Raw genomic sequence first — 21989 nt, 5'->3', positions numbered from 1 at the left:
TGGAGAGACTACGAGCTCTGGTCACAAATTCAGACAACCACTCAAGATCACATCGGTATCAATCTGCGGGCGATGTACGGCGAGTTGCTCCAGCAGCCTCTGTCGCCTCCTCTCCGAGACGTCGCCCGTGAAATTGAGCGGCGACTTGACCCTTCCTGAGCAGCAGAAAAAGAAAGAGCGCCCACGAGGGGCGCTCTGAAGTGCCTGATCCGTAGGGGCAACATAGGACCAGAGGGTTTTCAACGTTAACTGGGCCGTCCGGTTCCCACAGAATGACCAGATAATTCTCAAACCTTGGCCGCATTCCAGCCAAGGTTAACTTTACGTTAACGAGCACCCGTAGGGGCAACTATGGGCCGGGGGCCGCGCCTAGAATTCACAAGGATCGGGCGCGGCCTTTTCTTCGTTCAACCCCATCCTCACTCATCCATGCCATAGCGATGGCATAACCTACTCCCGCGACACCACCGCAATCTCCGAGCTCACCGGCCAGCCTGTGAACACCTGGTCTGAGGAATGGCGGATCGAGACCGAAGCCCGAGCCATCCTGAAGATGTCCAAGCAGGAGCGGGATATGTTCTTCAACGGCCGGAAGGACAAGAACGGGAAGAGCATCGACCGGGGTCGGTTGAGGTCCGTGGACCTCAGGCTGCCGAGGAGTTGAAAACCCTCGTAGAAATAAAAAAGGGCCGCAGCTGGTCTTGTGACCATGCGCGACCCTCTCAACCAATAGTGCCCCCACGGGAGCGCCACGTATATCCAGCGCCAAAGCGGGGCACAATTAGTACAAAGCCCTAGGCCACGACCGAATAATCCCACCATAGGAAAGTAACTTTAACATTTATCACTTGTATTTATTGATCTATGTTAATAAGTAATAGTTATCGGATTCATTCTTTGCCCCCTACGGGTCCGACTCCTTGAGCGTCCTTGCATGTGGCGCTCATTTTTTTGCCTGCTTCGCGGCCAAGCTCCATCTCAACCTGATCTAACGCCCTGATCGGGCGTCTCGCCTCCCTCGCGAGGCCAATAGGACGTTGTCACGCTGCCTGCTCGGGCCAACGCTCCCACAGAGCGCGATTGCGGCCAACCGCGAAAAGCGCTGTAAAGCCCTCTCGCGGGGCGCTCACGCCATCGAGCAGCGCAGCCAGGCAACCCTCATCCGACCTCGGGCCCGCTATGTGGCGGCCGAGGAACCTCCCAAGCAGAAATCCCCCTGATGTCGAGCGACCGCTTCTACCCCGCCCGCCCCATTCTCGCCGCTTCCGTCGCCGTGATCCGCGACAGGCGCATTCTGCTTGCTGCCAGGGGCAAGCCGCCGAGCGAGGGGCTGTTTTCGCTGCCCGGCGGCATGGTGGAGGTGGGCGAGACCCTGGCCGAGGCGGCCTTGCGGGAACTTCGCGAGGAGGTTGGGGTTGAGGCCAAGCTTATCCGCCTGATTGCCCCGGTCGAATTCATTGAAAGGGACGAGAAAGGCCATATAAGACATCATGTCGTCATCGCCGCCCATGCCGCCCGCTGGGTTTCAGGCGAACCCCAGACAGGTCCGGAAGCAAAGGAAATCCGTTGGGTCACGGAACGGGACATCGCCGATCTGCCGCTGACGGCAGGACTTGCCGGAATTCTGGAGCAGGTCTTCAGGATCGCCAGGGAGGAGCCTGCTCCATGAAGCGCGCAGGCTTGAGCCTCGCCGTTTCCGCGATGCTGCTGGCCGTACCCGGTCCGGCCTCTGCGCAGGGCTTCTTCGAACGGCTTTTCGGCCGTCCGCCAGGCCAACAGCCAAGCCAACAACCGGGCCAGCAGCCGGGCGTTCCGCCGCAATACCGGCCACAGCCGCAGTACCGTCCCCTGCCGCAGCCCGGGCCGCAATATCGCCAGCAGCCCGCCCCTCAGCAGCGCCGCCAGCAGTCGCAACCGCAGCGCCCAGCCCCTCAACAACAGCCGCCGCCGCAACAGCAGGCGGAACCCGCTCCGGTGGTCGAGCCGCCACCGGCGCCTTATGAGAAGGAGCTGCTCCGGCTTGCCGAGATCATGGGCGGGCTCGCCATGCTGCGCCCTCTCTGCAGCGCCCCTGATGCCTCCGAGTGGAGCCGGCGCATGCAGATCCTGCTCGAGACCGAGGGCACCACACCCGGCCGGCGGGAGCGGCTCGCCGGCGCCTACAACAAGGGCTATCAGGCCTATGCCCTCACCTACCGGGTCTGCACTCCGTCCGCGCAGGAAGCCTCGGTCCGCTTCTTGGCCGAGGGAGAGCAGGTCGCCCGCAGCATCACTGGGCGCTACGGCGGCTGATCGGGAGGCAACCCTCTCCGTCCGGGGTGTTGCAGCAGCGCCTCTTATCCACATTTTTCAGCCAGTGCCCCCTCGCGTTAACCTCCTTGCAAGGTGATGCTGGCGGCGGGTCGGCGCGATGCGTAAGAGTAATTCAACCGAACTCGCGCCGCCCCTCAAAGGGGCCTGGATCATGAACGACAACGACGTCCTTCTCGACGAATCGCCCAACCTCAGCGCCCTCAAGCAGGCGGCCCTGAGCTATGTGACCGAGGCTTTCGCAGAGGCCGAGCTCGATGGGCTCGACGGCGACTGCATGGCCCAGGCCGCCCTCTTCGCGGCGTTCACCGAACTCGTCGCCACCTATGGCGAAGATGCCGTTGCGGAATATGCCGCCACCCTGCCGGACAAGATCCGCACGGGTGCGTTCTCCATGGCGATGTCGCTGAAGCATTGAGGCAGTCGCGAAAGACAGCCACTTTCGGGGACACTGGCTCACAATTCAGCTCTCCCGCAGCCTCATCCTGAGGAGGTCACGTCAGTGACCGTCTCGAAGGACGAGGCGTCTCCAGCGCTCTCTGAAGCATCCTTCGAGACGCAGCTGCGCTGCTCCTCAGGATGAGGCTGTTTGTTCGCCATGAAGGTGAAATAATGGATGGCTGCTGGTTCTATATTCTACGTTGCGCGGATGGCAGCTATTACACTGGAACAAGCCGGTCGGATAATCTGGAAACGCGGGTCAGCCAACACAACCAGGGCACCTTTGGAGGCTACACGTCCAAGCGACGCCCCGTTGTTCTCGCCTACTCAGCGCACTTTGACAGCATCGTTGATGCCATTGCGTATGAGAGACAGGTCAAAGGCTGGTCAAGAGCCAAGAAGGAAGCCTTAATAAGAGGTGACTTCGAAGCCCTTCAGGGAATGTCGAAAAGCCATCGCTCTCGATGTAAACCTGTACGCACGCCCGACGAGATTTAGACACCCATTTACATAAACTGAACCTCATCCTGAGGAGCAGCCGTCAGGCTGCGTCTCGAAGGAGAATCCAGAGACCACTGGAGACGCCTCGTCCTTCGAGATGGACCTGCGGTCCTCCTCAGGATGAGGCTGTGGTGGTGCCGCTGTCTTTCCAGGCTCTTAATGGAAGATCTGCCTTAGCCTCTTGAATCAGCCACTCCACAAGCTCAAGCGGAAGGTTCTTTCTATAAGCGCTGAAGACCATATCGTGGCTCTGATCTGAATAGAAAACGTCAGCTACAGCTACGTGTGGTTCTTCGGTTATATCCTGAACTTCAAGATACACGCCATCTTCAATGACATCGCTGCAAACCCAGAGGCTATAACGACGCCCTCGGAACTCTACAGCGCTCATCTCGCCATCGTCTCCTCGAACCGCACCACCTCGCCCTGCGACGGCGTCTCCAGCGCACCGTCCCACATCACCACGTTGCCGCGCACGACCGTCCCGATGGGCCAGCCGGTGACTTTCTTGCCGTCGTAGGGCGTCCACTGCGACTTCGAGGCGATCCAGTCGTTGCGGATGGTTTCCACGCGCTTGAGATCGACCACGGTGAAATCCGCATCGTAGCCGACGGCGATGCGGCCCTTGTTGGCGATGCCGAACAGACGCTTGGGGCCGGCGCTCGTCATGTCGACGAAGCGCTCGAGCGTGAGGCGGCTTGCATTCACATGATCGAGCATCACCGGCACGAGCGTCTGCACGCCGGTCATGCCTGAGGGCGTATTGGGATAGGTCTTGTCCTTTTCCTCGCGGGTGTGCGGCGCGTGATCCGAGCCGAGGATATCGGCGATGCCTTCATCCAGTCCCTGCCAGAGAGCGGCGCGATGCAGTTCGTCGCGCACGGGCGGGTTCATCTGGATGTAGGTGCCGAGGCGCTCGTAATCTTCTGGTCCCACCAGCGTCAGGTGATGCGGCGTCACCTCCACGGACACGAGATCCTTGTGCTCCTTCAGGAGCGCCATCTCCTCGGCCGTGGTGATGTGGAGCACGTGGATACGCGCGCCGGTGTCACGGGAGATGCGCACGAGGCGCTGCGTACATGCGAGCGCCACTTCGGCCGAGCGCCACACGGGATGCGAGCGCGGATCGCCCTCGATGCGCAACCCTTTGCGCTCGCGCAGCATCGCCTCGTCCTCGGAATGGAAGGCGGCGCGGCGGCGGGTGCGGCGAAGGATGTTGGCGATGCCCTCGTCGTCCTCGACGAGCAGCGAGCCTGTGGACGAGCCCATGAACACCTTGATGCCGGCAGCGCCCGGCAGGCGCTCCAGTTCAGGCAGATCATTCACGTTCTCATGGGTACCGCCGACCCAGAAGGCGAAGTCGCAATGCATGCGGTGATGGCCGCGCCGCACCTTGTCGGCCAGTGCCTCAGGTGTCGTGGTCTGCGGGTCGGTGTTGGGCATCTCGAACACCGCCGTGACGCCACCCATGACGGCGGCGCGCGAACCCGACTCAAGATCCTCCTTGTGGTCGAGTCCGGGCTCGCGGAAATGCACCTGGGTGTCGATGACGCCCGGCAGGATATGCAGGCCCCGGCAGTCGATCTCCCGTGCGGCGGAGGCTTGCGACAGGTCGCCGATGGCGGCGATCTTTCCGCCGCGCACGCCGACGTCGCGCTCCACGCGTCCGTCGTGATTCACGACGATACCGCCCTTGAGGATCAGGTCGAAGGTCTGGGGCATGGCAATCTCATCCCTTGAGGCTGCTGCGGAAGGGGCATATGTCTCGGACCCAGCAGAAGCAATCGGAGCGGGGCACATGCCGTCAGTCCATCTGGCCGACCGGGGCGTGGTAAGGGTTTCGGGCGAGGACGCCAAGACTTTTCTCGACAACCTCATCACCTGCGACCTGGACCGGGTCTCTCCGCAAGCCGCGCGCTTCGGCGCCCTGCTCACCCCACAGGGCAAGATCCTGTTCGACTTCCTGGTCTTCCAGGCGCCGCAGGAGATCGGCGGCGCCTATTACCTCGATGTCTTGAGGGTCTACGCGCCCGATCTCGCCAAGCGCCTCGGCTTCTACAAGCTGCGGGCCAAGGTCGTGGTGGAGGACCTGTCCGATTCGCTCAGCCTTGTGGCCGGCTGGGATGCGCCGCGACCTGATGAAGAGGCTGGTCTCGTGGTCGAGGACCCGCGCCTGCCCGCTCTCGGCTGGCGCGCCATCGTGGCAAGCCAGGACGCGGCGGAGTTCGCCGGGGATCCGGCTGAGGCCTATCACGCGCATCGCATCGCGCTCGGCGTGCCGGAGGGTGGGCGCGACTTCCTGTTCGGAGACGCCTTTCCGCATGAGGCCCTGATGGACCAGCTCAACGGGGTCGATTTCGACAAGGGCTGCTATGTGGGCCAGGAGGTGGTGTCCCGCATGCAGCATCGCGGCACGGCCCGCACTCGGATCGTGCCGGCTCTCTATGAGGGCGGCTTCGCGGCCGATCTCGGCGTCGAGGTCATGGCGGGCGAAAAGCTTCTGGGCAAGACGGGCACCGGCGCGGAGGGGCGCGGGCTCCTGATGATCCGCCTCGACCGGGCCGAGGATGCGCTCAGAACCGGTGCGCCGATCAGGGCCGGAGGCATCCCGGTGAAACTGGAAAAGCCCTCCTGGATCAGGTTTGCTTTCCCGGGAGAGCAAGGCGCCACTTCCTGAGCCGGCGGAAAAGCCAAGCTTCGAACGGAACGAAATTCTCACGAAATTGTTACAAGTAATCGACCTGCGAGCGGACCGAAGTAAGAGCCGTCATGGTCTGCTGGGGAATCCTGATGAATGCAGCGCAAGGAATCGGTTCAACGTCCTATGAGGGACGCTTCCAGCTTCTGGTCGATGCGGTCACCGACTATGCAATCTACATGCTCGATCCGAAGGGCATCGTCTCCAGCTGGAATGCCGGCGCCCAGCGCTTCAAGGGCTATACACAAGACGAAATCCTAGGCGAGCATTTCTCACGGTTCTACACGGACGAGGACAAGGCGACCGAACTTCCCCGGCGAGCACTGGAGACCGCTTCCCGCGAGGGCAAGTTCGAGGCCGAGGGCTGGCGCCTGCGCAAGGACGGCACCCGGTTCTGGGCCCATGTGGTCATCGACCCGATCCGCGACCCTCGCGGCAACCTGATCGGCTTCGCCAAGATCACCCGCGACCTCACCGAGCGAAAGAGGACGCAGGAAGCCCTGAAGGAAAGCGAGGAGCGCTTCCGCCTGCTGGTCCAGGGCGTCACCGACTATGCCATCTACATGCTCGATCCCAAGGGCATCGTCTCCAACTGGAATCCCGGCGCTCAGCGGATCAAGGGCTACACGCAGGACGAGATCGTCGGCCAGCACTTCTCACAGTTCTATACCGACGAGGATCGAGCAACAGAACTGCCCCGGCGAGCGCTTGAGACCGCGGCCCGTGAGGGCAGGTTCGAGGCCGAAGGCTGGCGCCTGCGCAAGGACGGGACCCGCTTCTGGGCCAGCGTCGTCATCGACCGAATTCAGAACGACATGGGCGAACTCATCGGCTTCGCCAAGATCACCCGGGACATCACGGAGCGCCGGCAGGCGCAGGAGGCCCTGGCCCAGGCACAGGCCGCTCTGTTCCAGTCGCAGAAGATGGAGGCCGTCGGGCAGCTCACGGGCGGCGTCGCACATGACTTCAACAATCTGCTCACGGTCATCGTCAACAGCCTGGATCTCTTGACCCGCAACACCCGCGATGCCCGTGACATGCGGCTGATCGAGAGTGCCCAGCGCGCGGCCGAACGCGGCGCGAAGCTGACGCAGCAGCTGCTGGCCTTTTCCCGCCGTCAGCCTCTTCAGCCAGCCCTGCACAATCCGAACACCCTCATCGGGGGCTTCGAGGCGATCCTGCGCCGGGCCTGCGGCGAGCTGGTCAAGCTGCGGCTTGCGCTTGCCCCGGGCGTTCGGTCGATCTCGGTCGACGCGCCGCAATTCGAGGCGGCCCTCCTCAACCTCATCGTCAATGCGCGGGACGCGATGCCGGACGGCGGGTCGCTGACGATCAAGACCGGGAATGTAACCATAGGCGAGAACGAGCAAGCTCCCGCTGCGTTGAAGCCCGGCCCCTATGTGTCTATCACGGTGGAGGATACGGGATCGGGCATAACGCCCGAGGTGCTCGACCGCGTCTTCGAGCCCTTCTTCACCACGAAGGAGATCGGCAAAGGAACGGGCTTGGGCTTAAGCCAGGTATATGGTTTCGTGACGCAATCGGGCGGGCACATCAAGGTCGACAGCACCCCGGACCAGGGCACCAAGGTCACCATGCTGCTGCCGGCCCAGGACAATGGGGAAGAGGTCGTGGAAGACGAGGACGGGACGGTCCATCCGGCACGGGACAGCGCGGGCACCGTGCTGATCGTCGAGGACGAGCCCGCCGTGCTGGAAGTGGCGAGCGACATCTTCGACAGTCTCGGCTACGACGTCCTGACCGCGACCGATGCCAACGAGGCGGTGGCGGTTCTGGGAAGCGATGCAGCCATCGACGTGATGTTCAGCGACGTGATCATGCCCAACGGCATGAACGGGGTCGAGCTCTCCCGCAAAGCCCGCGAGATGCGCCCTCACCTCAGGATCCTGCTGGCATCGGGCTACCCTATGTCGGCCCTTCCCTCCGAGGGCCTCGGCGCGGGCGTCTCGTTCATCAGCAAGCCCTATCGCTGGACCGAGCTTGCCGACAAGCTGCGCGTGCTCCGCTCCTGAGCGAAGGCCCATCGCCATGCGTGATGGACGGCATCGGCAATTTTGATTGGTGCCGGCAAAGGCTTCCCGCTAGCATCCCGGCCCAATCAGACCGGGAATGCCATGTATCAGCCGCCCCACTTTCGCGAGGACAATCTCGAGGTTCAGCACGCCCTCATCCAAGCCCATCCGTTCGGGCTTCTGGTGACCCTGGGTAGCGCCGGGCTCGTGGCCAATCCCATTCCCTTCGTGCTGGATGCCTCCGCGTCGCCTCAGGGAACCCTCAAGGCCCATCTCTCGCGGGCCAACACCCAGTGGCAGGATTTCGACGCTTCGCAGGAAGCCCTCGTCGTGTTCCAGGGGCCCGAGACCTACATCACCCCATCCTGGTATGCGGCCAAGCGCGAGCACGGCAAGGTCGTGCCGACATGGAACTACGCCATCGTGCAGGCCTATGGCCGCATGCGCGTCATCGACGATCCCGATTGGCTCCTCCGGCAGATCACAGCCATGACGGATGTGCAGGAAGCTGCAAGGCCGGAGCCCTGGAGCGTTAACGATGCGCCGGCTCCCTTCGTGGCGGCGCAGCTCAAGGGGATCGTCGGCATCGAGATCGAGATCACCCGGATCGAGGGCAAGTGGAAGGTGAGCCAGAACCGGTCGGAGGCCGACCGCCGGGGCGTGGCAGAGGGGCTGCGCCTCGCGCAGGACGATGCCTCGCAGCACATGGCGGATCTGGTCGATGCGCGAGGAGCCTTGCCCGGTGGCCGACAATCTTGAACCGCGCATCGAGCCCTGCGTGCTGCAGACGCTCGAGGAATGGGTTGCCCTGCGGCATGCCCTGTGGCCCGAGGGACCGAAGGAAGATCATCGCTCCGAAGCGCAGGCCATGCTCTGGGAGCAGAAGGAAGCCGTCGCGCTTCTCGTCCGCCTGCCCGACGGCACGCCGGCGGGCTTTGCAGAAGCGGCGCTGCGCCACGACTACGTGAACGGCTGCACCACCTCGCCGGTGGCCTTTCTCGAAGGAATCTACGTGCAGCCGGAGCATCGCGGGAAGGGACTGGCCCGGCTGCTGTGCCGGGCGGTCGAGCGCTGGGCGAGAAGCCTCGGCTGCAGCGAGTTCGCCTCCGACGTCCTCCTCGACAACACCGCTTCCCAGAGCATGTACAAGGCGCTCGGCTTCGAGGAGACGGAGCGGGTCGTGTATTTCCGGAAGCAGATCCGCTCCTGACCGGGTTTGCAGAGGCGGGGCATGGAAGCGCCAACAGCCCTCCTCCCCCTTGTGAGGAGGAGTTGGAGGTGGGGGTGCCGGCGTCACGCTGGTCCAATTCAGCGCACACACCCCCACCCTTAATCCCTCCCCACAAGGGGGAGGGAAACTGGCGCACACTTTATGGGGCAGCCTCTCCCGGGTGCATCTTTCCGTTTTCCGGCACTCCCGCTACACAGGCTGCATGACTGACGGATTAATCCTGCATCCCGACAACAAAACCCGCTGCTGGTGGCCCGGCACCGATCCCTTCTATGTCGAGTATCACGACACCGAATGGGGCGTGCCCGAGTTCGACGACCGGGCGCTGTTCGAGAAGCTCATTCTCGATGGCTTTCAGGCGGGCCTCTCGTGGATCACGATCCTGCGCAAGCGCGAGAATTTCCGCCGCGCTTTTGCCGGCTTCGACCCCGCCGTGATCGCCCGTTTCGATCAGGCGCAGGTGGAGGCGCTGATGCTCGATTCCGGCATCGTGCGCAACCGCGCCAAGATCGAGGGGGCCATTGCAGGCGCCCGCGCCTGGCTCATAATCCAAGAGCGCGGCGGCTTTTCGAAGTTTCTCTGGGACTTCGTTGATGGCCGCCCAGTCCAGACCAACCTGAAAAGCCGCAAGGACGCGCCCACCGAGTCCGAGGTCTCCCGGAAGATCTCGAAGGCACTGAAAGCGGAAGGCTTCAACTTCGTCGGACCCACCATCGTCTATGCCTTCATGCAGGCGGTGGGCATGACGAACGATCACCTGACCGGCTGCTACCGCCATGCGGAATGCGCGGTGCTCGCCGAGAAGCGCTGATGGCAAAGGAACCGCGCGTCTGGCAACGGATGCTCTCCGGCCGCCGCCTCAACCTGCTCGATCCGTCACCGCTGGACGTCGAGCTCGACGACATCGCCCATGGCCTCGCCCGCGTCGCGCGCTGGAACGGTCAGACGGCAGGTGGGCACATCTTCTCCGTCGCGCAGCACTCCCTGCTGGTGGAAGCGATTGCGAGCCACCTCGATCCCGCCATGTCGCGCGAGTGGCGCCTTGCGGTGCTCTTACACGATGCGCCGGAATATGTGATCGGCGACATCATCTCGCCGTTCAAGGCGGTGATCGGCGACGCCTACAAGGCCATCGAGGCGGGCCTGCTCACGGCCATCCACCTCCATTTCGGCCTTCCCGCGCAGCCGGCCGCGGCGCTCAAGCGCTTCATCAAGCAGGCGGACCGGCAGGCGGCCTTCCTCGAGGCGACGCACCTTGCCGGCTTCGGCCGTGAAGAAGCGATCAAGTTCTTCGGACGCCCCGAGCCCCTGCCCCGCACAGTGCTGGCGCTTCTTGAGCCCTGGCCCGTGAGCCAGGCCGAGGAGCGCTATCATCAGAAGGTCACGGCAGCGCTGGCAAAGGCTTAAGTACCGACCTCAATTTGAAAGTCTGGCGCGGAAACCCTCCTCCCCCTTGTGGGGAGGAGTTGGAGGTGGGGGTGTAAGCGCTGAACTGGATCAGCGTGGCGCCGGCACCCCCCTTGATCCCTCCCCGCAAGGAGGAGGGAAAGACCGCCTGCACCTCGGAACAACGCACGAATCGTGTAAGGCTCCGCGACTGTCCGGAACCAGAACCATGCCGACCCTGCACGTCTGCCCCCTCTCCCGCCTGCACGCCACCGTGGCCGAGACCCGCGCGAGCCATGTGGTGAGCCTCATGGGAGCCGGCGCCGAGGTGCCGCGCATCACGGGCCTCGCAGCGGAGCGCCATCTCTTCATCGGCGTCAGCGACATCGTGGAACCGCTCGACGGCCATGTACTCGCGGGAGCCGAGCACATGGAGCAGCTGCTCGCCTTCATCCGGGCATGGGAGCGGGAGAGCCCCCTCGTGCTCCATTGCTGGGCCGGGATCAGCCGCTCGACGGCCGCAGCCTTCATCGCGGCCTGCGCCCTCGCCCCGGAGCGGGACGAGGCCTCCATCGCCCTTGCCCTGCGCGAGGCTGCCCCCAGCGCCACCCCGAATGCGCGGTTCGTTGCTCTCGCCGACGATCTTCTCGGTCGCCGGGGCCGGATGGTCGATGCGATCCGGTCCATCGGGCGCGGAGCCGAGGCTATGGAGGGAACGCCCTTCATGTTACAGCTTAACGATAGCTAGCCGATTCCGCTTCGGACGGTCGGCCTGACATGAAAACCTGGATCGTCCCTTGGAAATCCCCTTCCTCGTCCTGCTGGCCCTCAGCATCCCGGTCTGCGCCATTGCGGCCCTGGTTCTTGGCCTTTCGGCCCGCAGCAAGCTGACGATTCTGCAAGGGCGCGTCGCCACTCTGGAGGGTGAGTTGCGGCTGGTCCGAGCCCAGGCGGGACCGGCTGCTGCAGCGGAGCAGCCGGCGTCGATGCCCATGCCGGAGGCTCCTGCCGAAGAAGCTCCCGTACCCGAGTTGTCCCCGGAGCCGGAAGCCGAAGCGCCCCGGCCGGTGGGATCGGTTCCAGCCATCCAGGCGCCGGCCTCGCAGCCGGCTCCCACAGGTCGGGGTTTCGAGGAGACGCTGGGCTCCCGCTGGGCCGTCTGGGTCGGCGGCGTGGCGCTTGCCCTCGGCGGCATCTTTCTCGTCCGCTATTCCATCGAACAGAACCTGCTGAGCCCAGCGACCCGCATCACCTTCGGCGGCCTGTTCGCCCTCGCGCTGATCGGGGCCGGCGAATGGCTGCGCCGCCGGGAGAGCAGCATCGCCCTGCCGGGCGTTGCCAGCGCCAACGTGCCCAGCATCCTCACGGCAGCGGGAACCTGCGGAGCTTTTGCTGCCGCCTATGCGGCCTATGCCCTCTACGACCTGATCGGCCCGGCCACCGCCTTCGTAATCCTGGGCCTGATCGCGGTCCTGACCATGGTCGCATCCACCTTGCATGGTCCTATCCTGGCTGCGCTCGGCCTGCTCGGCGCCATGGGAAGCCCGCTCCTCGTCTCGTCTGACGAGCCTCAGCCCTGGGCGCTGGTGATCTACCTCGCCTTCGTGGTTCTGCCCGCCTATGGCGTCGCCCGCCTGCGCCTGTGGCGCTGGCTAGCGCTCTCGGCCGCGACCGGCGTGCTGATCTGGACGCTCCTGATCTTCATCCTGGACGCACAGGATGCCCTACCGGCCATGGTGCATCTGGTGCTCCAGGCCAGCTTGGCCGCGCTCTCCCTGGTGGCTCTCCCTTACCGCCATATCTCCGATGCCGAGAGAGGGATCGATCGGGCAGCCAGCATCGTGTGCCTCGCCTTCGCGATTGCCGCTGTCGCAGTGTCGAGCACGGTTGCGGCGGGCGACGGGCGCGCGATCTTCGTCACCGCCATAGCACTCCTCCTGCTGGCAACAGGCATCCGCTTCGCGCCGGCGGCCCCAGTTGCCGCTTGGGCGGCCCTGACCATCATCGGCGCCCTCCTGCTCTGGCCCATCCGGGCCGATCTCGGTGGCGCGCCCGAGAACCTCTTCTATCAAAGCGGCGATCTCTTCGCGGTGCGGCCGCACGCGCTCGAAGTCTATCTCGGCCTCGCGCTCCTTGCTCCCGCGGCCATCACTGGCGCCGCCCTCCTCCGGCTGGCGCGATCGCCGGACCTGCGCCTTTCAGCAGTTGCCTGGTACACGGGAGCCGCCACCATCGGCCCGCTTATTGCCCTCGTGGCGGCTTATTGGCGGGTGGCGTCCCTGGAGCGGAGCCTGTCCTTTGCCCTGATTGCCGGCGGGCTGGCCCTGGCCTTCATCGCAGCCAGCCGCTGGCTCAGCCGCCAGGATGGCACGGACAGCGCTCCGACCCGGCTTGCCCTCGGAGCGACCGCTTCGGCTGCTTTGGCGGCGCTTGCCCTCGGCCTGACTTTCGCCCTCGACAAAGGCATGCTGACGGTGGCCTTCGCCCTGACCGCCCTGGGAACGGCCTGGGTTTCCGAGAGAACGGCTCTGCCCGCCCTGCGCTATGCGGTCGGGGCCATCGGGTTGATCGTTCTGGGGCGGCTGATCGCCAACCCGAGTATCGTGGACGGCGATCCCGGACCGATCCTGATCAACTGGCTCCTCTGGGGCTACGGCGTCCCGGCCGTGGCCTTTGTCGCAGCGAGCCGGCTCATGGAGCGGTCCGGCCGCGACAGGATTGTCCAGCTGACCGAGAGCCTGAGCATCGTCTTTGCGGCCTTCCTGGTCTTCTTCGAGATCCGCCATGCCCTCCACGCCGGCAACCCGCTGGCCCATGATTTCAGCCTCGTGGAGGCAGGTCTGCTGGCCACGGAGAGTCTCGTCTTCGCGATTCTCCTGACACGCCTCGACCTCAGGCGAGGCGACCCCATCTACCGCTGGGGCTCACTGATCTTCAAGATCGCCTCGCTGGCGCTTTGCGCCGTAGGCCTCCTTCTGATCGAGAACCCACTCCTGACGGATGATGCAATCCTGGGCGGGCCGGTGTTCAACGCCCTGATCCTGGCATATCTGCTGCCTGCCCTTCTGGCTACCGGACTGGCTCTGGTCGAACAGCGGGCCCGGCCGCGCCTCTACAGCCTCTCCTCAGCCGTCTTGAGCCTGCTCCTCTTCTCCGCCTATGTCGGGCTGGAGATCAGACGGATTGCCGCAGGGCCTGAACTGGCGCTCTGGCGCGGTTTCACCCAGGGCGAGCAATGGAGCTACTCCGTCGCTCTCCTGGTCACGGGCATCGTGCTTCTCGGCTTAGGGCTCGCCCGTGACAACCGCTTTGCCCGCCTTGCCTCCGCGGCCTATCTCGTGCTGGCGGTGCTAAAGGTGTTCATCGTCGACCTGGCCAATCTGGAGGGCGTCATGCGCGCCCTGTCATTTATTGGCCTCGGCCTTGTTCTCATCGGCATCGGTCTCGTCTATCAGAGACTTCTCGCCCACCGACCCAGCAATGCCGCAATCCCATCGTGACATTGCCCGACACCAGAGATTTGACGGATAGCCGCATGACCGACACCGCCTCCATCAAGACCCTCCCTTTCGAGAAGGCGCTAGCCGAACTCGAGGAGATCGTGCGGCGCCTCGAGCGCGGCGACGTGCCTCTTGAGGACTCGATTGCGATCTATGAGCGCGGCGAGGCCCTGAAGAAGCATTGCGAGCAATTGCTGAAGAAGGCCGAGGCCCGGATCGAGAAGATCACCATCGGCCCCGACGGCGCCGCCACAGGCACGGCGCCGCTGGATGTAGATGGGTAATTTAGCGAGGCAATTCCGGAAGCGAGTAGCCAAGCAGCCGGGCAGCATGCAATAAGATTTCATGAAGGCAGATTCTTTGAACACGTAGCTGTGCTCAATTATGGCATCGCTTCGCTTGGACAATTGCCCACCAGCAGCACACAGCAATGAGCTTCAGCCGTCGAACTATACCCATCCAATATGATTACATCCATTCAGCCTAGCAAAAAATTCATTATCAGTCGGAAGCTCGATGTAATTGGACATGGGTTTATTGTCGCGCTTCCGGTTGCCATGGTCTTGGCCAACCGCTCGTCGCCCCTATTCCTTTCTTGTGCGGCTGGTTTCATAGCAGCAGCTCATCTCATGTCTGGGAGCGGCACCTCTTTTCTATCGGCCCTGACAAGAATGCATACGGGGGCGTTCATTGGGCTTCTCGGCGCCGTTGCATATTCGCTCCTTTCATTGGCTTGGACTGTCAGGCCAGAAGCCGCATTTCTCGCGCTGGGAGAAGCGGTTATCCCAATCTTCGCAAGCGCGGTCCTCATTATGAGATGGCGGATTGCACCTCCGCCCCAATGGCTATTCGAGACCTTGGCAAAGGCCATGCTGCTTGCCGCAGCACTGATTGCCTTTGAGCTCCTTCTCAACTTCCCGCTCAGGCAGGTCTACGGCGGTAGGCTTGGCTCCTATGTTCACAACAGGCCAGTCGTCACACTGCTCCTGCTTCTTCTGCCTGTTCTGTCATGGGCTCTGCTCTGCGGCAGGAAAAAGCTGGGTCTCATCCTGCTGTCGGCAATGACGATCGTGATCGCTATCTCTGATAGCGAGGCGGCAAAGCTTGGTTTGCTGGCCGCAATAGGCTCATCGATATTGGTCTATGCTTTTCCAAAACGGATCAGCCCCATATTGATCGTCGGGCTTCTCGGTTTCGTCTGGATTCAGCCCGTATTCGGCGACATTGTAGCGAATCTGACACCCCCACGCTTGATCGAGCTGACCAAGGCAGGGCATTCTAAAGAACGGATCGAGATCTGGCAGGCATTCGGCGAAGTGGCTCGAAAACATCCCGCAACCGGAACGGGATTTGCATCGACAGCCTTCATTAAAGACCATCCTGTCATAACGGAGGTTGATCCTGGATTCCGACGCGCCCTGGAAATGGGGCATCCTCACAATGCTTACCTTCAAGTATGGGTAGAACTAGGAGTGCCGGGTGCACTTATCCTGTCTTGGTTCCTTTTCTGGGGGATGAGACGCCTTTCAGAACAATCCGTCAGCATCCGTCGCATGGGGCTTAGCGCCCTGATGTGCGCAAGCGCTATCGCGCTTGTCAGCCATGGAGCATGGCAGGGTTGGTGGATTGCAGCCCTCGCACTTGTGGCTGCACTCTTCAGCATCCGGCCGAACGACCCCGTACAACAAGAGGTATTTATTCCTACATACCCAGAAGCGCATCTAACGCCAGATGAGCCGGTGACGGGAGTAACGGCTTCGGGATAGAGCGACTTCGATGGGTCACCTGCTGGGAGACCAATGGCCTCGGAACCGCATCCGACCAGAGCCGGCAAAGGACTCGAGGCTCGCAAGGCCTGGACCGCTCCAGCGGCGATTTGCTTTTGGAGCGAAGCAACCGCATATGTCACTTGGGACGTGATGGACTTTATCAGAACGGCTGGCCCTTGTTCCGACTCGGAATACAGGACGGTCTCTTTGGCATCCATCACCTGATGGTTTGTGTTTCCAATCTTTGCGGCGCTTCCAAGCTGGGGCTCCCGGTAAAGGAAACTGTGCATTCTGGTGACCACGTGAGCGCAACGCATACACCTCTCCTCGACACCCTCAAGACCCCAGACGATCTGCGTCAGTTGCCCGAGAGCCAGCTCCGCCAGGTGGCGGATGAGCTGCGGACGGAGACGATCAGCGCGGTCTCCGTCACGGGCGGACACCTCGGAGCGGGTCTGGGTGTGGTCGAGCTGACGGTGGCGCTGCATTACGTGTTCGACACCCCCCGCGACCGGCTGATCTGGGACGTGGGCCACCAGGCCTACCCCCACAAGATCCTCACGGGCCGGCGCGACCGGATTCGCACCCTGCGCCAGGCGGACGGCCTCTCGGGCTTCACCAAGCGTCAGGAGAGCGAATACGACCCCTTCGGGGCGGCCCATTCCTCGACCTCGATCTCAGCCGGCCTCGGCATGGCCGTGGCGCGGGACCTGGAGGGCGGAAAGAACAACGTGATCGCCGTGATCGGCGACGGCGCCATGTCGGCCGGCATGGCCTATGAGGCGATGAACAATGCGGGCGCCATGCATTCCCGCCTGATCGTCATCCTCAACGACAACGACATGTCGATTGCGCCGCCCACCGGCGCCATGTCGTCCTATCTCGCACGCCTCGTCTCCGGCGGCGCCTATCGGGGCCTGCGGGAGACCGCCAAGCAGCTGGCCAAGAAGCTGCCGAAGTTCATCTACGAGAAGGCACAGCGCGCCGAGGAATTCGCCCGCGGGTTCTGGACCGGCGGCACCATGTTCGAGGAGCTGGGCTTCTTCTATGTCGGTCCCATCGACGGGCACAACCTTGATCACCTGCTGCCGATCCTGAAGAACGTCCGCGATTCCGAGACCGGCCCGATCCTCGTCCATGTGGTGACGAAGAAGGGCAAGGGCTACGGGCCGGCGGAGGAAGCCGCTGACAAGTATCACGGCGTCGTCACCTTCGACGTAGTGACGGGCGCCCAGACCAAGGCCAAGGCCAATGCCCCCGCCTACACCAAGGTCTTCGGCGAGAGCCTGATCAAGGAGGCGGCCAAGGATGACAAGATCGTCGCCGTCACGGCCGCCATGCCGACCGGCACGGGCATTGACCTCTTTAGCAAGGAATTCCCCACCCGCACCTTCGACGTGGGCATTGCCGAGCAGCATGCGGTGACATTCGCCGCCGGCATGGCGACGGAAGGCTACAAGCCGTTCTGCGCCATCTATTCCACCTTCCTGCAGCGGGCCTACGATCAGGTGGTGCATGACGTGGCGATCCAGAACCTGCCCGTGCGCTTCGCCCTTGACCGGGCAGGCCTCGTGGGCGCGGACGGACCGACCCATGCGGGCTCCTTCGACGTCGCCTATCTCGGCTGCCTGCCCAACATGGTGGTGATGGCAGCGGCCGACGAGGCCGAGCTCGTCCACATGGTGGCCACCGCGGCGGCCTACGATTCAGGCCCCATCGCCTTCCGCTATCCGCGCGGCGAAGGCGTGGGCGTCGACATGCCCGAGCAGGGCGTGCCGCTCGCCATCGGCCGGGGTCGTGTGGTGAAAGAGGGCAGCCGCATCGCCATCCTGTCACTCGGCACCCGGCTTAGTGAGGCCTTGAAGGCGGCCGAAGAGCTGGAGGCGCGCGGCCTCTCCACCACCGTGGCTGATGCCCGTTTCGCCAAGCCCCTCGACGAGGAGCTGATCCTGCGGCTGGCGCGCGACCATGAGGTGCTCATCACCGTGGAGGAAGGCTCCATCGGCGGCTTCGGCTCCTATGTGCTGCAGCTTTTGGCCGACAAAGGCGCCCTGGATCGCGGCACCCTGAAGGTGCGCTCCATGGTGCTGCCCGATACCTATCTCGATCAGGACAAGCCGGAGCGCATGTATGCCAAGGCCGGTCTCGATGCGGCCGGCATCGTGACCAAGGTGTTCGAGGCGCTTGGGCAGGAAGAGACCCGGAAGGTGCGGGCTTAAAGGATTTTCTCCACCATCGTCATCCCCGGACTTGTTCCGGGGATGACGTCTTAAACGTCCTAAAACGTAGATAGCCGGGACAAGCCCGGCCATGACGGCTGATTAAATCGTCAGCGTCCCGGCCTTCGCTGCCGCATAACGCTCGCCGATCCGGTTCCAGTCGAGCACGTTCCACCACGCCTTCAGGTAGTCCGGCCGGCGGTTCTGGTATTTGAGATAATAGGCGTGCTCCCACACGTCGTTGCCCATCAAAACCCGCTGCCCATCCATGAGAGGGGTGTCCTGGTTGGGCTTGGAAACGATAGAGAGCTTGCCGTCGCGGGCGACGGTCACGAAGACCCAGCCTGATCCGAACTGTCGGGTGCCGGCGGCATTGAAGTCCTCCTGGAACTTCGCCAGCCCGCCGAGATCCCGGTCGATGGCGCTCTTGAGCTCGCCTGAAGGCTCGCCGCCCGATCCGCCCATGATCTGCCAGAACATGGTGTGGTTGGCGTGGCCCCCACCGTTGTTGCGCACCGCCGTGCGGATCGATTCCGGCAACTCGCCGAGCTTCGCCAGCATCTCATGCAGCGGCATCTTCGCCGCCTCGGCATTCTGGGAAAGCGCCGTATTGAGATTGGTCACATAGGCCGCATGGTGCTTGCCATGGTGAAGCTCCATGGTCTGCGCGTCGATATGGGGCTCGTTCTTGGACGGCGCATAGGGCAAGGGGTCGAGCTTAAAAGGACCCGACGGGGCTTGCGCCCAGGCGCGGGGAATGGCAGCGCTGGCGGCAAGCAGGGTAGCGCCTGTCAGAAGATGGCGACGGCTGATCATGGGATCTCCATTGGCTATGAGAGACTTGTGAACGAAAGATGATCTAGGGCTGGGCCCGGTTCTGCCCATGGAAAGGATCGTGAACGCACATGGATGTGAGACTTCAATGACCCGCAAACGCGCCGATGTGGTCCTGGTCGAGCGCGGCTTCTTCGTGAGCCGCGCCCGGGCCCAAGAGGCGATTGCCGCTGGCCTCGTCACCGTGAACGGCGCCGTCATCCGCAAGGCGTCCGAGACGGTGCCGGAGGAAGCCGTGATCACCGCCGAGCAGCCGCATCCTTACGTCTCTCGCGGTGGGGTGAAGCTCGCAGCCGCGCTCGATGTGTTCCAGATCGACCCGAAGGGCAAAGTCTGCCTCGACATCGGCGCATCCACCGGCGGCTTCACGGAAGTGCTGCTCAACCGGGGAGCAGCGCATGTGTATGCGGTGGATGTGGGACACCGCCAGTTGCATCCCACAATCGTGGGCAATGCACGCGTGACCAATCTCGAAGGGACGGATGCCCGCTCGCTGAATGCGGACCTCATTCCTCAAGCGGCGGATCTTCTCGTCTCGGATGTGAGCTTCATCTCGCTCAAGCTCGTGCTGCCGGCCGCTGTTGCCCTGCTGAAGCCTCAAGCCGAACTGGCCGTTCTCGTGAAGCCGCAATTCGAAGCCGGGCGCGATCACGTGAAGAAGGGCATCGTGCGCGATGGGGCCGTGCATCGCGCCGTGTGCGAGGATATGAGAGCTTTCGTGGCCTCGCTCGGCTTCGAGGTCATGGGGCTCATCCCCTCGCCTATCGAGGGCGGGGATGGAAACCGGGAATTTTTGTTGGGAGCCCGCATTGGCTGAACAGGTCACCATCAGGCGCCTCGGCGCGAAAGCCGACGGCATCGCCGAAAGCGCCGCCGAGTCCATCTTCGTGCCGAAGGTGCTGCCGGGCGAGACCGTCACGGTCGAGCGTGACGGATCGCATGCGCGGCTCATCAGCGTCGATGTTCCCTCTATCGAGCGCGAGACGCCGTTCTGCCCTTATTTCGATGCCTGCGGCGGCTGCGCCACGCAGCACATGAAGCACGGCTTTTATCAGACGTGGAAGCAGGAGATCCTCGCCCATACCTTAAGCCAGGCGCGGATCGAGGCGCCTATCGCGCCGCTCGTCGATGCCCATGGCGAGGGCCGGCGACGCGTGACGCTGCATGTGCGCTTTCCCGACCGCGGCATGCATGTGGGCTACATGGCTCCCCGCAGCCACCAGATCGTCGAAATCGCGTTCTGCCCCATCGCGGAGCCCGGTCTCAAGGAGCAGGCGCCGGGCATTGCCCGTGCCATCGGCGAGCACTTGAAGGGGCCGCGCAAGCCGCTCGACATCCAGATCACGCAGACACAGACCGGATTCGATGTGGACGTGCGCGGGCACGGCCCCATGAAGGATGTAGAGCGTCTGAAGCTCATCGATCTTGCAAGCCGCCTCGATCTCTCACGCCTGTCGATCCACGGCGACGTGGTCGTGGAGCGCCGTCCGCCCGCGATTCTCATGGGCCGCGCCTTCGTCGTCCCACCACCGGGCTCGTTCCTGCAGGCGACGCGTCTTGGCGAGGAGGTGCTCGCCGGGCTGGTAATGGAGGCCTGCGCGAAGGCCAAGCGCGTGGCCGATCTCTTCGCCGGATCGGGCCCCTTCTCCTTGCGTCTTGCGGAGAAGGCGGAGGTGCATGCGGTCGAGTTCGATAAAAGCTCGATGGCGGCGCTCGACAAGGCGTTCCGCGCCACGCCGGGGCTTCGCAAGATCTCGACGGAAGCGCGCGATCTCTTCCGCCGCCCGCTGCTCACGCCGGAACTGAATGCCTTCGACGCGGTGGTGCTCGATCCGCCGCGCGCAGGCGCGGAGGCGCAGGTGAAACAGATCGCCGTGTCGAAAGTGCCGCTCGTGGTGAGCGTGTCGTGCGACCCCGCCACCTTTGCCCGCGACGCCGCCATCCTGATCGAGAGCGGCTATCGCCTGGAGCGCGTGACACCTGTCGACCAGTTCAAGCACTCGCCGCATCTGGAAGTCGTCGGCATCCTGCGCCGCGATGTGGCGAAGAAGCGGCGGTAAATTGAACAACGTCGTCCCGGACGGCGAAGTCGATCCGGGATCGGGTGCAGGATAAGGCGGATACTCCCTCTCCCTGAGGGAGAGGGTTGGGGTGAGGGGTCACAGGTTTATCCGGAGAGGACTCTAACCCCTCACCCGCGCCTCCGGCGCGACCTCTCCCACTGGGAGAGGTGAAGACAGCGCCATTCTCGTCATACGATCCCGGATCTCGCTTCGCTCGTCCGGGATGACTGCCCTTAGATGACCATCAGAAGAGACTCCCCTGCTCGTCTTCATCGCTGGAGAGCGGTTTCTTGGCCTTAGGCTTCGCCTCCCGCACGGGCGCAGGCTCTGGCTGCGACAGAGGCTCCAACAGGCTGGAATCGTCGTTCTCAACCTTGTTCACGCGGCTCGAGACCGGCACCATGTCGAGCCACTCGTCCGGGCAGGGCCGCACGAGGTGCATCACGTCGGCGCGCTCATCGCGCACATCGAGCCAGGCCCCAATGTCGTCCGGCGAGAGAATGACCGGCATGCGATCGTGTACGGCGGAGAGCGTGCCATTGGCGTCCGTGGTGACGATGGCGGCGGTGTCGATCTCGCCTCCGTCCGGGCTGCTGTAGGTTTCCCACAGGCCTGCGAGCGGCATGGGCTTGCGGTTGCTTGGGCGGATGAGGAACGGCGTCTTCTCGCGTCCCTCCCGTCGCCATTCATAGAAGCCGTCGGCGAGGAAGATGCAGCGCCGGCGCTTCAGGGCTGCCTTGAAGGTCGGCTTCGTCTGCAGGGTTTCCCCGCGGGCGTTGATGACGAGGGGAAAATCCTTCGGGTCTTTCACCCAGGAGGGCAGAAATCCCCAGCGCACCAGCATGAAATGACGCTCGCCTTGATCCTCCAGCACAATGGGCACAGGCTGGGTGGGAGCCACATTGTAGCGCGAGGGGAAATTCGGCTGTTCAGAATAGCCGTAGAACTCCCGGTAGACTTCCGGATCGAGGCTGATGGCATAGCGCCCGCACATGGCGTTCTCC

The 21989-nt window shown here is 63.5% G+C and carries 22 protein-coding genes; 18 read left to right on the top strand and 4 right to left on the bottom strand.

Annotated features, from left to right (window positions below; all coding sequences use genetic code 11):
* Nucleotides 1-496 precede the first annotated feature (496 nt).
* The 5 genes from VB618_RS19755 (at nt 497) to VB618_RS00730 (ending at nt 3249) form a co-directional block, all read left to right on the top strand.
* Nucleotides 497-664 carry a DUF7696 family protein gene (locus VB618_RS19755; protein ID WP_442931608.1) on the top strand — a complete coding sequence of 56 codons (168 nt, stop codon included), beginning with the start codon at nt 497-499 and terminating at the stop codon, nt 662-664.
* Nucleotides 665-1219: 555 nt separating this feature from the next.
* Complete coding sequence (locus tag VB618_RS00745; RefSeq protein ID WP_329794577.1) at nt 1220-1669, top strand: NUDIX hydrolase; 450 nt, start codon at nt 1220-1222, stop codon at nt 1667-1669.
* Nucleotides 1666-2292, top strand: coding sequence for a TIGR02301 family protein (locus VB618_RS00740; RefSeq protein WP_329794576.1), 627 nt, complete (start codon nt 1666-1668; stop codon nt 2290-2292). Before VB618_RS00745 ends, VB618_RS00740 begins: the two co-directional genes overlap by 4 nt.
* 172 nt (nt 2293-2464) lie before the next feature.
* Nucleotides 2465-2728 (top strand): hypothetical protein, encoded by a 264-nt coding sequence (locus tag VB618_RS00735; protein ID WP_329794575.1) that lies wholly within the window; start codon nt 2465-2467, stop codon nt 2726-2728.
* 161 nt (nt 2729-2889) lie between these two features.
* Nucleotides 2890-3249 (top strand): GIY-YIG nuclease family protein, encoded by a 360-nt coding sequence (locus VB618_RS00730; protein WP_329794574.1) that lies wholly within the window; start codon nt 2890-2892, stop codon nt 3247-3249.
* A 118-nt stretch (nt 3250-3367) separates the two neighbouring features.
* On the opposite strand, the gene VB618_RS00725 is transcribed toward VB618_RS00730, so the two are convergent.
* Nucleotides 3368-3643, bottom strand: a complete 276-nt coding sequence (locus VB618_RS00725) for a hypothetical protein (RefSeq protein WP_329794573.1) — start codon at nt 3641-3643, stop codon at nt 3368-3370.
* The gene (locus VB618_RS00720; RefSeq protein ID WP_329794572.1) at nt 3640-4974 is read right to left on the bottom strand and encodes a dihydroorotase; all 1335 of its coding nucleotides are present in this window, start codon (nt 4972-4974) and stop codon (nt 3640-3642) included. The genes VB618_RS00725 and VB618_RS00720 overlap by 4 nt, the downstream gene beginning before the upstream one ends.
* 76 nt (nt 4975-5050) lie before the next feature.
* On the opposite strand from VB618_RS00720, the gene ygfZ reads away from it, so the two are divergent.
* The 11 genes from ygfZ to dxs all read left to right on the top strand — a co-directional run bounded on the left by ygfZ (nt 5051) and on the right by dxs (nt 18088).
* Nucleotides 5051-5929, top strand: coding sequence for a CAF17-like 4Fe-4S cluster assembly/insertion protein YgfZ (gene ygfZ / locus VB618_RS00715; protein ID WP_329794571.1), 879 nt, complete (start codon nt 5051-5053; stop codon nt 5927-5929).
* Nucleotides 5930-6042: 113 nt separating this feature from the next.
* Nucleotides 6043-7983, top strand: coding sequence for a hybrid sensor histidine kinase/response regulator (locus tag VB618_RS00710; RefSeq protein WP_329794570.1), 1941 nt, complete (start codon nt 6043-6045; stop codon nt 7981-7983).
* Nucleotides 7984-8085: 102 nt separating this feature from the next.
* Nucleotides 8086-8742, top strand: a complete 657-nt coding sequence (locus tag VB618_RS00705; RefSeq protein ID WP_329794569.1) for an FMN-binding negative transcriptional regulator — start codon at nt 8086-8088, stop codon at nt 8740-8742.
* Nucleotides 8705-9193, top strand: a complete 489-nt coding sequence (aac(6'), locus tag VB618_RS00700; protein ID WP_329794568.1) for an aminoglycoside 6'-N-acetyltransferase — start codon at nt 8705-8707, stop codon at nt 9191-9193. Before VB618_RS00705 ends, aac(6') begins: the two co-directional genes overlap by 38 nt.
* A 223-nt stretch (nt 9194-9416) precedes the next feature.
* Nucleotides 9417-10025, top strand: coding sequence for a DNA-3-methyladenine glycosylase I (locus tag VB618_RS00695; protein WP_329794567.1), 609 nt, complete (start codon nt 9417-9419; stop codon nt 10023-10025).
* Nucleotides 10025-10621: an HD family hydrolase gene (locus VB618_RS00690; RefSeq protein WP_329794566.1), complete on the top strand. Its 597-nt coding sequence runs from the start codon at nt 10025-10027 to the stop codon at nt 10619-10621. Before VB618_RS00695 ends, VB618_RS00690 begins: the two co-directional genes overlap by 1 nt.
* Before the next feature lie 208 nt (nt 10622-10829).
* Nucleotides 10830-11348: a tyrosine phosphatase family protein gene (locus tag VB618_RS00685; RefSeq protein ID WP_329794565.1), complete on the top strand. Its 519-nt coding sequence runs from the start codon at nt 10830-10832 to the stop codon at nt 11346-11348.
* 49 nt (nt 11349-11397) lie between these two features.
* A complete protein-coding gene (locus VB618_RS00680) occupies nt 11398-14100 on the top strand; it encodes a DUF2339 domain-containing protein (protein ID WP_329794564.1) in 2703 nt (900 codons plus the stop codon).
* A gap of 35 nt (nt 14101-14135) precedes the next feature.
* Nucleotides 14136-14384, top strand: a complete 249-nt coding sequence (locus VB618_RS00675) for an exodeoxyribonuclease VII small subunit (protein ID WP_329794563.1) — start codon at nt 14136-14138, stop codon at nt 14382-14384.
* A gap of 180 nt (nt 14385-14564) precedes the next feature.
* A complete protein-coding gene (locus VB618_RS00670) occupies nt 14565-15866 on the top strand; it encodes an O-antigen ligase family protein (RefSeq protein WP_329794561.1) in 1302 nt (433 codons plus the stop codon).
* A gap of 227 nt (nt 15867-16093) precedes the next feature.
* Entirely contained in the window at nt 16094-18088 is a 1995-nt protein-coding gene (gene dxs / locus VB618_RS00665) for a 1-deoxy-D-xylulose-5-phosphate synthase (RefSeq protein ID WP_442931607.1), read from the top strand.
* 102 nt (nt 18089-18190) lie between these two features.
* Here dxs and VB618_RS00660 read toward each other — a convergent pair whose 3' ends face one another.
* Complete coding sequence (locus VB618_RS00660) at nt 18191-18904, bottom strand: superoxide dismutase (RefSeq protein WP_329794559.1); 714 nt, start codon at nt 18902-18904, stop codon at nt 18191-18193.
* Between the two features lie 106 nt (nt 18905-19010).
* Between VB618_RS00660 and VB618_RS00655 the strand changes: the two genes are divergently transcribed.
* Both VB618_RS00655 and VB618_RS00650 read left to right on the top strand, forming a co-directional pair.
* A complete protein-coding gene (locus tag VB618_RS00655; protein WP_329794558.1) occupies nt 19011-19739 on the top strand; it encodes a TlyA family RNA methyltransferase in 729 nt (242 codons plus the stop codon).
* On the top strand, nt 19699-20982 hold the full coding sequence (locus VB618_RS00650) for a class I SAM-dependent RNA methyltransferase (RefSeq protein ID WP_442931606.1): 1284 nt from the start codon (nt 19699-19701) through the stop codon (nt 20980-20982). Before VB618_RS00655 ends, VB618_RS00650 begins: the two co-directional genes overlap by 41 nt.
* Before the next feature lie 247 nt (nt 20983-21229).
* Here VB618_RS00650 and VB618_RS00645 read toward each other — a convergent pair whose 3' ends face one another.
* On the bottom strand, nt 21230-21979 hold the full coding sequence (locus VB618_RS00645; RefSeq protein ID WP_329794555.1) for an SOS response-associated peptidase: 750 nt from the start codon (nt 21977-21979) through the stop codon (nt 21230-21232).
* Nucleotides 21980-21989: the final 10 nt, after the last annotated feature.

The organism is Microvirga sp. CF3062 (genome assembly GCF_036314045.1).
Classification (GTDB): domain Bacteria; phylum Pseudomonadota; class Alphaproteobacteria; order Rhizobiales; family Beijerinckiaceae; genus Microvirga.
The sequence above is the reverse complement of the archived record's forward strand: the minus strand, read 5'-3'. Positions and strand labels throughout refer to the sequence as shown.